At 63.2% G+C, this 13149-nt stretch carries 11 protein-coding genes; 6 read left to right on the forward strand and 5 right to left on the reverse strand.

All coding sequences use genetic code 11. The features are described from left to right. The first annotated feature begins 240 nt into the window (after nucleotides 1-240). The gene (locus tag BM118_RS35185; protein ID WP_244550310.1) at nucleotides 241-3936 is read left to right on the forward strand and encodes a VCBS domain-containing protein; all 3696 of its coding nucleotides are present in this window, start codon (nucleotides 241-243) and stop codon (nucleotides 3934-3936) included. 23 nt (nucleotides 3937-3959) lie between these two features. Here BM118_RS35185 and BM118_RS40905 read toward each other — a convergent pair whose 3' ends face one another. From BM118_RS40905 to fliL, 5 genes are all read right to left on the reverse strand, one after another. Then, complete coding sequence (locus tag BM118_RS40905) at nucleotides 3960-4160, reverse strand: hypothetical protein (protein WP_143099571.1); 201 nt, start codon at nucleotides 4158-4160, stop codon at nucleotides 3960-3962. Nucleotides 4161-4751: 591 nt separating this feature from the next. Then, nucleotides 4752-5513 carry a MotE family protein gene (locus BM118_RS35195; RefSeq protein ID WP_092191922.1) on the reverse strand — a complete coding sequence of 254 codons (762 nt, stop codon included), beginning with the start codon at nucleotides 5511-5513 and terminating at the stop codon, nucleotides 4752-4754. A 9-nt stretch (nucleotides 5514-5522) separates the two neighbouring features. After that, nucleotides 5523-5969 carry a DUF6468 domain-containing protein gene (locus BM118_RS35200; protein ID WP_027548519.1) on the reverse strand — a complete coding sequence of 149 codons (447 nt, stop codon included), beginning with the start codon at nucleotides 5967-5969 and terminating at the stop codon, nucleotides 5523-5525. Then, on the reverse strand, nucleotides 5966-7168 hold the full coding sequence (fliM, locus tag BM118_RS35205) for a flagellar motor switch protein FliM (RefSeq protein ID WP_027548518.1): 1203 nt from the start codon (nucleotides 7166-7168) through the stop codon (nucleotides 5966-5968). Before fliM ends, BM118_RS35200 begins: the two co-directional genes overlap by 4 nt. A 29-nt stretch (nucleotides 7169-7197) precedes the next feature. Further along, nucleotides 7198-7698 carry a flagellar basal body-associated protein FliL gene (gene fliL / locus BM118_RS35210; protein ID WP_027548517.1) on the reverse strand — a complete coding sequence of 167 codons (501 nt, stop codon included), beginning with the start codon at nucleotides 7696-7698 and terminating at the stop codon, nucleotides 7198-7200. Nucleotides 7699-8083: 385 nt separating this feature from the next. Here fliL and flgF point away from each other — a divergent pair, with 385 nt between their 5' ends. The 5 genes from flgF to BM118_RS35235 all read left to right on the forward strand — a co-directional run bounded on the left by flgF (nucleotide 8084) and on the right by BM118_RS35235 (nucleotide 13098). Continuing rightward, the gene (gene flgF, locus BM118_RS35215) at nucleotides 8084-8845 is read left to right on the forward strand and encodes a flagellar basal-body rod protein FlgF (protein ID WP_092191924.1); all 762 of its coding nucleotides are present in this window, start codon (nucleotides 8084-8086) and stop codon (nucleotides 8843-8845) included. A 16-nt stretch (nucleotides 8846-8861) separates the two neighbouring features. Continuing rightward, complete coding sequence (gene flgG / locus BM118_RS35220; RefSeq protein WP_018642817.1) at nucleotides 8862-9650, forward strand: flagellar basal-body rod protein FlgG; 789 nt, start codon at nucleotides 8862-8864, stop codon at nucleotides 9648-9650. Between the two features lie 10 nt (nucleotides 9651-9660). Next, entirely contained in the window at nucleotides 9661-10800 is a 1140-nt protein-coding gene (gene flgA / locus BM118_RS35225) for a flagellar basal body P-ring formation chaperone FlgA (protein WP_177234972.1), read from the forward strand. A 3-nt stretch (nucleotides 10801-10803) separates the two neighbouring features. Then, nucleotides 10804-11568 (forward strand): flagellar basal body L-ring protein FlgH, encoded by a 765-nt coding sequence (gene flgH, locus BM118_RS35230; RefSeq protein ID WP_092191926.1) that lies wholly within the window; start codon nucleotides 10804-10806, stop codon nucleotides 11566-11568. A gap of 351 nt (nucleotides 11569-11919) precedes the next feature. Then, complete coding sequence (locus tag BM118_RS35235; protein ID WP_143099572.1) at nucleotides 11920-13098, forward strand: hypothetical protein; 1179 nt, start codon at nucleotides 11920-11922, stop codon at nucleotides 13096-13098. Nucleotides 13099-13149: the final 51 nt, after the last annotated feature.

Here is a 13149-nt window from a genome sequence, read left to right on the forward strand (position 1 = left end):
TTGCCGGCGCAAAATTGCTCCCGATCGCGTGACGCGGCAAGCCAGCGAAGATACGGCGACGTCTGAGGTCGACCGCTTGTCAATCGAGGTCGAACAATGTCCGTCACGCCCGCTGGAAGGCCCGGGGACGAGTGCGAAGCCGCTGCGGTCAGGCATCACCGTGCGAAGGCGGCCACGAGTGGCTCTCTTGATGGACCCGTTGCGCAGACTCGCGAGCGGGCCTCTGCCGGCCGCTTCGGGATGCTGTCGCTCACGGCATTGTTCTACTCGATGATCAAACAGGTCAAGGCCGCAGACCCGAACGTAACGTTCCTGGATGACGACGCCATCACTTACAAGGACCTCGCGCACGGAGCATTCGAGCTTGTGACCAAGGAGCCGATTCCGCGGCACATCATCGTCGAGGATCCCGGCGAGACAATCGTCCTCAAAAAGGTAGGGTCCACGATCAGTGTGAACCAGGTCACGAACACTCTTGCTCGCATGGAGGAGTTGCAGGCCGCACAACAGGACGCGCTCGCCAATCTTCAAGGACCCCACGGCTCAGGCACGCCTCCCTTCGTCAAATCCCAGCCGCTGCAGCCGATCAACTTCATTCCGCCCGACGCACCCGCGCCGCAAGATTTGCTGCGGCCTTTGGTTTTCACCCCTGAGCCTCTGATCGTACTACCACCGCCGACGCTGATCACCGGAGCCGGGCCGGCCGAACTCGATACCGTGGTGTTTGACACATTCACTGCGACGAGCGGAACGTTCGCCGCGAGCAGCACCAACAGCGGCACGCTGACCTTCGGCGTCGTCGGGGCGAGCGCCGGCAACACGGTCCTGAACGGAGTGACATACGATCTGTCGAAGGCAGGCCCCTACGGGACGCTCTACGTCAACAGCACGAGCGGCGCCTATACGTTCGTGCCCGACAGCGCCGCAATCAACGCGCTGACGGCGCCCACGACCGAGGGCTTCGTTGTGACTGTTTCCGACGGAAACACCTCTGCCAGTCAGACCTTCACGATCACCCTTAACGGCGTCAACGACGCCGCATTCATCTCCGGAACCACGACCGGCTCGGTTGTCGAGGCTGGCGGCACCGCCAACGGAACACCCGGCACGCCGATTGTGAGCGGCACGCTCACCGACACCGACGTCGACAATCCGCCCAATACCTTCACGGCAGTGAGCTCGCCAAGAGCGAGCGCCGGCGGTTACGGCACCTTCACGATGACGACGGCCGGCGTGTGGACCTACACCCTGGACGACACCAACGCCGCGGTGCAGGCGCTCAATGCGGGCGATACGCTGATCGACAACTTTACGGTGGCCGCCATAGACGGCACCCCCCAAGTGGTGACGATCACCATCCATGGGGCCAGCGACGCAGCCATTATCTCCGGCTCGACGACCGGCTCGGTGATCGAGGCCGGCGGCGTTGCCAATGCAAGCCCCGGAACGGCCACTGCAAGCGGCACGCTCACCGACACCGACGTCGACACGACCTCAAATGCCTTCACGGCGGTCGGCCCAACGGCAAGCGTAGGCGGCTACGGCACCTTCACAATGACGGCAGCCGGCGTGTGGACCTATACGCTCGACAATACCAACGGTGCGGTGCAGGCACTCAATGCCGGCGAGGCGCTGACCGACACGTTCACAGTGACCACTCTGGACGGCACCGCCCAAGTGGTCACGATCACCATCCACGGCACCAACGACGCCGCCATTGTTTCCGGCACCACGACCGGTTCGGTGACCGAGGCAGGCGGCGTCGCCAATGCGGCGCCCGGCACGCCGGCCGCGACGGGCACACTCGTCGCTGCCGACGTCGACAATACGTCCAACATCTTCACGGCGGTAAGTTCGCCAAAGACAAGCGCGAACGGCTACGGCACCTTCACGATGACCGCCGCCGGCGTGTGGGCCTACACCCTCGACAACGCCAACGCCGCGGTGCAGGCGCTCAATGTCGGCGACACGCTCGCCGACAGTTTCACCGTAACTGCCATCGACGGCACCCCGCAACTGGTGACGATCGCCATCCACGGCACCAACGACGCCGCCATCATTTCCGGCACCACGACCGGCTCAGTGATCGAGGCAGGCACTGCTGCGCCCGGCATTCCCATCGCGACCGGCACACTCACCGACACCGACGTCGACAATACGCCGAACACTTTCACGACCGTCGCCTCACCAACTGCGAGCGACGGCGGGTACGGCACCTTCACCATGACGGCAGCCGGCGTATGGACCTACACACTCGACAACAACAATAGCGTGGTTCAGGCGCTGGACCCGGGCGATGCGTTAACCGACACTTTCACGGTGACTGCGATCGACGGCACGACGCAATCCGTGACCGTCACCATCCATGGTGCCAGCGACGCAGACCCCAACGATTTTGATAACCTCGCCACGGGATCCGTCGTCATATCCGATCCCCCCAACGTGTTTGGAACGCCGGGGAGCGAAACTATCGCGGGCGGCGGCAATGAGGGTCAGATTATCTACGCAGGAGCGGGCAGTGATACCGTCAACGGCACTGGCAAAGCCGACATTCTCTATAGCGGCTCCGGCAATGACACGATCAAGGGCAACGACGGGGATGACGTGATTTACGGTGGTTCGGGCAACGACACCATCAATGGCAACAACGGCAGCGACACCATCACCGGTGGATTTGGTGCGGACCAACTCACGGGCAGCAATGGGAGCGACCGGTTTGTCTATCTGTTCGCGGCCGATTCCAACGCCGGCCAGTTCGACACCATTACCGATTTCGCGTCGGGGTCCGACAAGATCGACTTGACGGCTCTCGGCGGGCTTGGCTTCGTTCTCCTGGCCTTGAGCTCATCAAGCACGACTGTCCCGGCTCATACGATCGCCTGGCTCTATGACAGCGCGGCCAATGAGACGATCGTGTATGTCAACCCGAGCGACCAGACCCTGCACATTGGCGATTCCAGCCTGATCGAAATTCATTTGCAGGGCATTGCGACCATCGACGCGTCGGATTTCATCCTGACGCCGCAGGCGGCGGCTGTGCTGGCGGCTGACAGCGGGCCGCTCGATCTCAGCGCAACGACACAAGGCGATGCCACCGCCGTGACGATCACCAGCTCGTCCGACGCCACACTCAGCGACGGCACGCTCCTCGCTGACTGGAACGCGACCGACCGATCAACCGACCAGGCCTACAGCGTCCTGGCCAGTTCGGACCAGTTTGAATGGACCGAACAGCCGAGCTTCGCCAGCTCAGACGGGGTGCAGCCGCACGCGACCGAGATGACCAGCAGTGACGCGGTAACGCCCTCACCGACCGGGCCGTCCACGATCTTGCACGATGTGGCCACACCGACGGCGACCAGCTTCGTCTTCGATCATCTAACGGCGCCCGACAGCTCCGATACGACGATCGGAAACAATGACGTGATCGCCGGAAGTGCCCCGATGACTGACCTTGCTTTCGCGGCGCTCCACGATCCGGCCGAACAGCTCGCCCGGCGCGGGCATACGCTGGAGAGCGGCGACGAGCACCACAGCGCATCGGCTCCGGAAAGCGCCCACAATGCTGCTCATGACCACGGCGGCCCCAGTCACTCGCCTTCAAGCGAGGCAGCCGGACAGCACGACGCGCCCGGGCACGGCCCGGTCGGTGTCGATCCGCCCTCTACCGGTCATGCGGCCCCTGGCTCGGCATCTGCCGGTTCGCACCCGTTCGGCGACTCCTTTTACTTCAAGGATGGCGCTTCGCATGGCCAGGGTTTGGAGTTCGGCGCAGAATTGGACGATCCCCCGGACCCGTCCGGTCATCACGAGCACGCTGGGAAAGTCCACGAATCCGCGGCGGCGTCAATGCCTGAACTGTCCCCGCCGCATATTGATCCGGATCACGGGGCAGGCACAACCGGCGCTCATGTGCTGCACGATCTGATCGTGTGACGCCCCGCAAGGCGACTGTGTCTTCAGTGTTGTTTTCCCGCACAATCCGGCGCGGAGGAATTCTCTCGCTCGAGACCCGCGTCATCATCAGCGTCGCCATCTTCCCCTTGCGGCGGCAATGCATGCTGATGGTCTAGTGCGGATGTCCAGGCGAACGTCATCGCCGCGGTGAGCAGCCGATTGACGGCTTCGATTGCGCGTCCTGCTGCGGACGAGTAGTTCATGGCTTCCCTCCCCGCTGCGGATTTACGAATGGCGGAAGCCTAGGACGAACTCCTCGGCGCCACTGTACTCCACTTCACATTTGTACGCGTCAACTCATCGCAGCCTCAGAAGATGCCGCTTGCTTCGGCTGCATCCGCAACGCGAGCCGTGCTTGGTTGCCGGACACGCGCGCACAACCTCAGAGGTGTTGCGGTCCTTCAACGACTCTGAATCAGATGCGTCACGGCGATGCGAATTCGATTGGTCAGCCTTTGGGGGGCAATCAATGAGCGGAGAAGCCAACTGCATTGTATGTAGCCGGGCAAGAGCAGTCGTAGCCGTCTTTCCAATCGCGCGGGGCTATGCACTGAAGGTATACGAGTGCGCCTGCTGCCACAGCACCCTGCATCTCGTGACCCGAATGACGAAGGCTGCGCTGATCAAGCAGCACTGCGAGACCCTCCTTCCCGTCGAGAAACCGTTGAGCTCGGCAGGTCGCAGGGTTCAGCAGCGGATCGCAAGCTAGCCGCGCAAGGCATCTGGCCGCGTGCCGACCGGGCGAGCGCGCAACTGCGCGCAGGTTGTCGCAGCGCGCCGCGGCTCTCGCGCGCTCAATTCGGCTTCTGCGTCGGCTTGCCGTCGATCTTGGGCAGGTCGCCGGCGGAAGCCGATTGATCGCCGCCGCCATTGGCGCGGCGGGCCATCTCGACGGTCAGCCGCTCGGCGGCCTCCGGCGACATCAGTCCCATGATGTCCGACATCTTTCGCGGCGCGATGGCCGAGGCGATCTCGATCAGCACGCCCATCTCGAGCCGGTCGAATACCCGCGCGGCGTCCTTCGGCTTCATGCCTTCATACATGGTGACGAGGCCCTTCATGCGCTGGGCTTCGGCGGCCTTCTGCTCGGCCTGGGTCGTGGAGATGCGGGATTCCACCGCCTTCATCTCCTCGACCTTGTTCTCGATGCGCTTCTCGGCCGATTTCAGCAGGCTCTCGCGGATGTCGATCTCGCGCTGGCGGGCCTCGATCTCCTGGCGGCGCGACTGCAACCGCTCCAGGATCGCGCGCTCGGAGGCCGAGACCTGCGGCTGGGCCTCTTCCACCTTCACCACGGTGCCTTCGGGCTTGGTCTCGGGCGCGGCCGGCTTCGGCGCCTCCTTCGGCGCGCCGTGGGTCGAGCCGGTGATGTCGGGGTCTTCCCGTCCGGTCGGAAAGTTCAGGTTCTCCTGCGCCCAGGACTTCTTGGCCTGTTTCGGCTGGTAGTCGAAGACATAGCCGCCATTGATCGCGAGGCCCGCGACCTTGAGCGTGGCGAGACCTGCGACCGCAACCAGGACGACCGGAATGACGCGGATGTTACGAAAGGATTTCATACCCTCACTTCATGCGGCAAGGCCGTTGGACCGTCGGCGCTCGGAGAAGGCTTCCGCCGCAGCCGCCACCGCCTTCGCCGACGAGGGCTTGGCCGCGGGCACGGCAACCGTTTCCGGATTGGTCACGGGGCGCGCGGCGATCGCGATCTTGGACAGGCGCCGCACCACGTTGTCGGCTTCGCCCAGCTGCTTGTAGAGCTGGTCCGACATCTGGGTCGCCGCCGCGAGCTGGCTGCCGAGGTTCTCGTTGACGTCGCGCACGGCGAGCTTCAGCCCGCCGATCGCGCGCTCGGCGATCTCGGTCGCGGTGATCAGCTCGGCGATGACCGCCTTCAGCGAATGCTCGTCCGCCTTCAGCCGCGTCAGCCGCTTGTTCAGCAGGATGCAGTAGCCGATCGTGAGCATCAGCAAGATAGCCACCAGCGTCTCGATCGCCATTCCAAGGGAGTGGTTCATGGGGCCTCCATCATCTTGTTGTGCTCGTCCACCTTCTCGAACATCGCAAGTGTCGTACTTGGCTTGCGCAAGGGTTTCGTCACCCTGATAGCGACGCGGTCGCCGACCCGGCCCATGCGTCCTTCGGTGATTGTGACGTCGCCGCAGCGCACGGTGACGTTGGCATCCGCGCGCATGTCCAGCGGCAGCGTGTCGCCGACCTTCAGCCGCATCAGCTGCTTGAGCGGAATGTCGGCCTCGTAGAGCACGGCATCGACGGCGATCTCGGCCTGGCCGATCTCGGTGGCGAAATGGCCTTCCCAGACCGGGTCGCGGCCGAACTTTTCGCCCATGAACATCTGGAGCAGGACGCCCCGGATCGGTTCGATGGTCGCGTAAGGCAGCAGGAGCTCGATATTGCCGCCGCGGTCTTCCATGTCGATGCGCAGGCGCACCAGGATGGCGGCGTTGGCGGGACGGCTGATGGCGGCGAAACGCGGGTTGGTCTCGAGCCGGTCGATCGTGAAGGTCACCGGCGACAGCGGCCGGAACGCCTGCTCGGCGTCGGCCAGCACCACCTCGACCAGCCGCTTGACCAGCTCGGTCTCGATCGTGGTGTAGGGCCGGCCCTCGATGCGGAGCTGGCTGGTGCCGCGGCGGCCGCCGAGCAGCACGTCGATCATCGAATAGATCAGGTTGGAATCGACCGTCGCCATGCCGAAATTGTCCCACTCCTCGGCCTTGAACACCGAGAGCACGGCCGGCAGCGGGATCGAGTTCATGTAGTCGCCGAAGCGCACCGAGGTGATGCGGTCGAGCGAGACTTCGACGTTGTCCGAGGTGAAATTGCGCAGGGATGTCGTCAGGAGCCGCACCAGGCGGTCGAAGACGATTTCGAGCATCGGCAGACGCTCGTAGGAGACCATCGCCGAATCGATGATCGCGCGAATGCCGGAATGATCGTCGAGCGTGACGTCGCCGACGGTGAAGCCGAGGAGGTTGTCGATCTCCTCCTGCGACAGCACCCGCTCGCCGGAGTTCTTGCCGGTGCCGAGGTCGCGGCTGCCGTCCTCGACCATGGCCGCCCATTGCAGGGCCATGGTCTCGGAGAGTTCGTTTTCGGCAGCGGCCTTCGCGGCCTCTGCGGGATCCTCGGAATCGAGCGAAGCCTCCCATTGGGCGGCAATCGCATCCTGGTCCATCTGCTCGTTGCCGGCCATGACGCTAGCCCATTACCTTCCCTGCGCCGTCACTGGATCACGACTTCCTTGAACAGCACCGCGCTGACCTGGACCGGCGCGACCGCCGCGTTGACGCGCTTGGTCAGCTCTTCCTTGAGGCGGAAGATGCCGGCGGAGCCGTTGAGGTCGGAGGAGCGCAGCTCGCGCACATAGGTCTGGAAGATGTCGGTGACGCGCGGCATCGCCGGCTTGATCGCCTCGATCTGCTTCTCTTCCTTCAGCTCCAGCACGATCTTCAGCTTCAGATATTGCACGCGCTCGCCCGGAGCACCGGCGAGGTTGACCATCATGTCGGGCACCTCGACGAAGGCCGGCGGCTTCGGCGGGGGCGCTGCCTCGGCATGATGCTCGTCGTCGCCGTGCCGGAAGAAGAAGAACCAGGTCGCCGCACCGCCACCGAGGACGGCGAGCAGGCCGACGGCCATGATGATGAGCTTGAGCTTGTTCTTCGGGGGAGCGGCTTCCGCGCCTTCGGCGGCTGCGCCGCCTTCCGCTTCATTCTCTGCCATGGTCGCCGGGCTCGCTCATCTCTCATAGGAATCGAAAGAGCAAAGCCCCCTGGCAGACAATGACGCGATACAAATGCCCCAGCGCAATGCGCTCCTCTTGCACGCAAACGCTACGGTAATAATGGTTAACGGAATCTTTCGATTGGGCCTCCACTAGGAAAAATCTGCCGGGCAAACATGGCTAACAGAACCTTTCTGCCGCCCTCCCGCGCCCTCGAAAAATCGACAAGATATTGATATTTAACAATTTTCGACGTTGGCACGGCTTTCGCTGAGAGAGGACCGAGACCGAACGGTTTGGGAGAACCTGACGGTCTCGTTCACGGGGTCCGCCAACGCGCTTGGGAGAGCGAGGAGGCAGATCTCACTCAGGGGAGATCTTCCGATGCAGAACGCGCTTCTGATCGGCTTGTCACGGCAGATGACGTTGGAACGGCAGATGGATGTCATCGCCAACAACGTCGCCAATGCCAACACCAACGGCTTCAAGGCCGACCATTCGCTGTTCGAGGAGTTTCTCAACTCGAACGCGCGTGAGGACAATTTCGTCGGTTCCGACCGCCGGGTCTCCTATGTGCAGGACCGCGGCACCTTCCGCGACGTCGGCCAGGGGCCGATGGAGGCGACCAACAACCCGCTCGACATGGCGATCGACGGCAACGCCTTCTTCGCGGTGCAGGCCAACGGCGCCGAGCGCTACACCCGCGACGGCAAGTTCGCGCTCAGCAGCACCGGCCAGCTCGTCACCTCCGACGGCAACCTCGTGCTCGGCACCGGCGGCCCGATCACCTTCCAGCCGACCGACCACGACATCAATATCGCCCCCGACGGCACCGTCACGGTGCTCGAGGGCACGGCCAAGACCGACTCGATCCGCGGCAAGATCCGCATGACCTCGTTCGACGATCCGGCCCGGCTGACCAAGCTCGGCGCCAACCTCTACAGCGCCGGCTCCGCGACCCAGCAGGCCGACACCAAGTCCACCGTGCGCCAGGGCTACATCGAGAAGTCGAACGTGAACTCGGTCGGCGAGATGAGCCGCATGGTCGAAGTCATGCGCAGCTACACGGCCATCGCCAACCTGCTCCAGCAGCAGAGCGACCTCCACAAATCGGCGATCGAGAAGCTCGCCGACGTTCCGGCCTGATTAGGGGACCACTGACATGCAAGCGCTCCACACCGCTGCGACCGGAATGGCGGCCCAGGAACTCAACGTCCAGGTCATCTCCAACAACATCGCGAACCTGCGCACCACCGGCTTCAAGAAGCAGACCGCGGCGTTCCAGGACCTGATCTACGAGCACGTCCGCCGCGTCGGCGCGCAGGCCTCGGACCAGGGCACCATCCTGCCCGTCGGCGTCGACATCGGCGGCGGCGTCAAGACCGTCGGCACGCCGCGCAGCATGACGCAGGGCACGCTGTCGCAGACCGGCAACGATCTCGACCTCGCGATGTCGGGTGAAGGCTTCTTCAAGATCCTGATGCCCGACGGCACCTACCAGTACACCCGCGACGGCACCTTCCAGATGGACAATCAGGGCCGCGTCGTCACCGCGCAGGGCAACCCGGTGCAGCCGACCATCACCATCCCGAACAACGCCTCCGGCATCTCCGTCAGCGAGCAGGGCCAGGTCTCGGTGACGCTGCCGGGCTCGTCGACCTCCTCGATCATCGGCCAGATCGGCGTGACCCGGTTCATCAACAAGGCCGGTTTGCAGCCCGTCGGAAGCAACCAGTTCACCGAAACGCCCTCCTCCGGCCCGCCGCAGGACGGCACCGCGAATGCCGAAGGCTACGGCAAGATCACGCAGGGCAGCCTGGAGCAGGCCAATGTCGACGTCGTCTCGGAGATGAGCGACCTGATCGCCGCCCAGCGCGCCTACGAGATGAACGCCAAGGTCATCAGCGCCGCCGACCAGATGATGCAATCGACCACGGCGCTGTTCCGCTGAGGTAATGACGATGATCCGCACCACCCTCGCCACGATCTCCGCTCTCCTGCTGCTGGCGCTGCCGGCGCAGGCCGCCGACGACGTCATCGCGGCGCCGACGCTGCGCGCGAGCGTCACCGTGACCTCCGACGTGGTGCGGGTCGGCGATCTCATCGACAATGCCGGCTCGGCCGCGCTGATTCCGGTCTATCGCTCGCCCGATCTCGGCACCACCGGCGCGCTGCCGGTCGCGCAAGTCCTGTCGGTGTTGCGCGCAAAGCAGGTGATCGGCGTGATGACCGGCGACATCAGGGAAGTCCAGGTCACCCGCCTCGCCCGCACCCTCGCCAACAAGGACCTCGAAAACGCGGTGGCCTCGGCGCTCGAGCGCCGCTTCGGCCTTGGCGATGCCGCCAACATCACGGTCACCTTCGACCGCGGCGTCGCCGACATGCGGCTGGACGCCTCCAACACCGGCGCGCTGCAGCCGGTCGCAACCCGCTACGACGCCCGCAGCGGCCGTTTCGACATCGCCTTCGAGATCAACAACGACAACAACCCGGCGCCGACCAAGCTGCGCTTCACCGGCACCGCGATCGAGACGGTGGAAGTGGCCGTGCTGACGCGCGACATCGACCGCGCCGATCTCCTGAAATCCTCCGACGTCACGCTGGAGCGCCGGCCCAAGGCCGAGGTCACCGGCGAGGCCGCCTCGCGCGACCGCACCATCGGCATGCAGCTGCGCCGGCCGATGCGGGCGGGCGCGCCGATCCGGGTCGCCGACATCGTCAAGCCCGACTTCGTGCAGCGCGACCAGAACGTCACCATCATCTACCAGGTGCCCGGCCTCTACCTCACCACCCGCGGCAAGGCGATCGAGAACGGCGCCGAGGGCGACACCGTCAGCGTGCTCAACCTGCAATCCAAGCGCACGCTGACCGGCGTCGTCACCGGCCGCGGCCAGATCACGGTCCAGGGCGCGAGCCAGTCCGCGCCGATGCCGCCCGCGGTCGAGCAGACCTCCTCGCTCAAGCGCGACGAAGCACCCGCACCCGTCGACACTGCAGCTCTCGTCCGGAACCTGGTCCAGGCCCCCGAGTCGCCGGCCCAGATCGCCCAAGCCCAGATCCCGCAAGCCCGCATCTCGCAAGCTCCAGCCAAGTCAGAGTAAGTCATGTCCACGTTCAGTTCGGCTTTCCGTCCTCGTCGCATCGCGATTTCTGCCCTGCTACTGGCAATTGGCGCGCTGGCAAGCGGCTGCTCCTCGATCGACCGCCTGTCGCAGATCGGCGAGCAACCGAAATTGTCCGCGATCGACAATCCGACGACGCAGCCCGGCTACAAGCCGGTGCAGATGCCGATGCCGAAGCCGGAAGTCGCCTCCTACAATCCGAACTCGCTGTGGCGCAGCGGCAGCCGCGCCTTCTTCAAGGACCAGCGCGCCCACCAGATCGGCGATCTCCTCACCGTGACCGTGAACATCACCGACAAGGCCAACATCGCCAACGAGACCCAGCGCAGCCGCACCAATTCGGAAGACTCCGGCATTACCGACTTCATCGGGTCCAAGACCATCACCCAGGCCAACAAGATCCTGCCCGGCCGCATCCTGACCGCCGACTCCACCGCCTCCAGCGACGGCAAGGGCTCGGTCAACCGCACGGAAGCGTTGCAGACCAACGTCGCCGCGGTGGTCACGCAAGTGCTGCCGAACGGCAACCTCGTGGTCGAAGGCAAGCAGGAAATCCGCGTCAACTACGAGATCCGCGAGCTCGTGGTCGCCGGCATCGTCCGCCCCGAAGACATCCAGAGCGACAACACCATCGATTCCACCAAGATCGCGCAGGCCCGCATCGCTTATGGCGGCCGCGGCCAGATCATGGACGTGCAGCAGCCGCGCTACGGCCAGCAGGTCATGGACGTGCTGCTGCCCTTCTAAGTCTCTCCCGAGCTCCCACATCGTGTTCGCGAACCTAGGCGCGAACGACGATGTACTACGCGGCCTCCGGTAGCTCCCCTGCCGGAGGCCGCATGTATTTTGGCGCAAGATTGCGAGCCGCCGCCTAGGCACTCAGTTGGCGCACTCAAACGTCGCCCTAGCTTCCGTCATTGCGAGCGGGGCGAAGCAATACAGACGGCCACCGCGAATCCATTACCGATGATTCCATCATCACGGCGGTCGAATGAAATTGGCAGCGCGGCAGTGGAGATACACCAAGCTTCAAGATGCTGCACAAGAATGATATCTCCATCGGGTTCCGGAATTGCCTAGCCACGGAGTCTTGATAGCTTGGCCTCGTCGTCTGGTTTTATTATCTTCATGCCATGGCTGACCATTCCTGCCCAGATGCGGGTAGGCCGATTTCGATTCAGCCCCATTCGTCTGGCTGATGTCGGCGCGATAATTGATCCCTCTATGGTCTCGACGGTTCAAAACGCTCTAAGATGTTACGTACAAAAAAACGGGCACCCCATCCAAAGCTGCACCATCCTCTTGCGGGTGAGCGATCGTGAACCGTGGAACATTCCGCGATCACATTGGGATTATGCCAGTGAAGCAGCCAAGACGCTTGCAATTGCTTGCCTTTCGGAACAGCGCTTCCTTGAAGGGCATTTTAGTCCTCACCTTAACGCAACGATGTTTCACATAATTGGTCAGGGCGTTTCTGTCGGGTCCGACCAGATCGCTCCCTTTTTCGCTCGTCGCGGCGGCGGCCTGCAAATTGGGGGGATGCGCTTTAAAGACATCGTATTTCAGCGGCCTCCTCAGATCGAGGGCACCGATTGCAGTTTGATTAATGCTGCCCTGATCAAGTCCATCGGAAAGGCTCGCCGCCTCAAGCTTCCAGTGGCCGACGCCATCGATTCATCTCTTGAGTTGTTTCTTCTCGGACACTCGGAGACACCCGAGCTAGATTGGGACCGGTGCGTGATGCTTTCGGCTATGGCCTTTGAAAGACTGCTAACACCTACGCAAAGCTCAGCTCAGGCAATGGCAGCCACTTTCGCGTCGCATTGGTCGCCATTCGTAAGCGTGAAAATCTCCGATGCGAAGCGTGTGAAACCCGATGCAAAATACGCAACTGAGCAAGCAGATTGGCCGCTGCACCGAAAATGGATCAAGGAATTGTATGAGGCACGAAGTGCTACCGCTCACAGAGGAGTTCAAATCGCCTTCAGTCGGAACTGGCTCGCGTGGCAGCACCTGATTGTGGCCGCTTTTGCATACCCGCTAACGATCAAATTGATGCTATCCGAAAACAATCTTTATACACTGAGCGATCACGAACTCGGCGCGTGCGACGCCTTGGATGATTTGCTCGACAGCAGTTGGGGCAAGGGGTGGAGAAAGCCTCCTGAATGGTCCGAGATACTATCGAAATCCGAAGCGTATAGGGCCATTCGCGCGATCATTGACCGCGCCATCGTCAAATCTCCGTCCGGGCAGCGAAGAAAAATTAAAAAGTAGCTTGCAACAGATTCATCGCCGTTCGCGCGTTCGAGATCCCATGGTTCGCTT

The sequence above is a fragment of the Bradyrhizobium sp. cf659 genome, from assembly GCF_900113725.1.
Classification (GTDB): Bacteria; Pseudomonadota; Alphaproteobacteria; order Rhizobiales; family Xanthobacteraceae; genus Bradyrhizobium.

Excerpts from the sequence above, each read along its gene's own strand:
- BM118_RS35185 (WP_244550310.1), top strand. The coding sequence starts at position 241 with ATGCTGTCGCTCACGGCATTGTTCTACTCGATGATCAAACAGGTCAAG.
- BM118_RS40905 (WP_143099571.1), bottom strand. The coding sequence starts at position 4,160 with ATGAACTACTCGTCCGCAGCAGGACGCGCAATCGAAGCCGTCAATCGG.
- BM118_RS35195 (WP_092191922.1), bottom strand. The coding sequence starts at position 5,513 with ATGAAATCCTTTCGTAACATCCGCGTCATTCCGGTCGTCCTGGTTGCG.
- BM118_RS35200 (WP_027548519.1), bottom strand. The coding sequence starts at position 5,969 with ATGAACCACTCCCTTGGAATGGCGATCGAGACGCTGGTGGCTATCTTG.
- fliM (WP_027548518.1), bottom strand. The coding sequence starts at position 7,168 with ATGGCCGGCAACGAGCAGATGGACCAGGATGCGATTGCCGCCCAATGG.
- fliL (WP_027548517.1), bottom strand. The coding sequence starts at position 7,698 with ATGGCAGAGAATGAAGCGGAAGGCGGCGCAGCCGCCGAAGGCGCGGAA.
- flgF (WP_092191924.1), top strand. The coding sequence starts at position 8,084 with ATGCAGAACGCGCTTCTGATCGGCTTGTCACGGCAGATGACGTTGGAA.
- flgG (WP_018642817.1), top strand. The coding sequence starts at position 8,862 with ATGCAAGCGCTCCACACCGCTGCGACCGGAATGGCGGCCCAGGAACTC.
- flgA (WP_177234972.1), top strand. The coding sequence starts at position 9,661 with ATGATCCGCACCACCCTCGCCACGATCTCCGCTCTCCTGCTGCTGGCG.
- flgH (WP_092191926.1), top strand. The coding sequence starts at position 10,804 with ATGTCCACGTTCAGTTCGGCTTTCCGTCCTCGTCGCATCGCGATTTCT.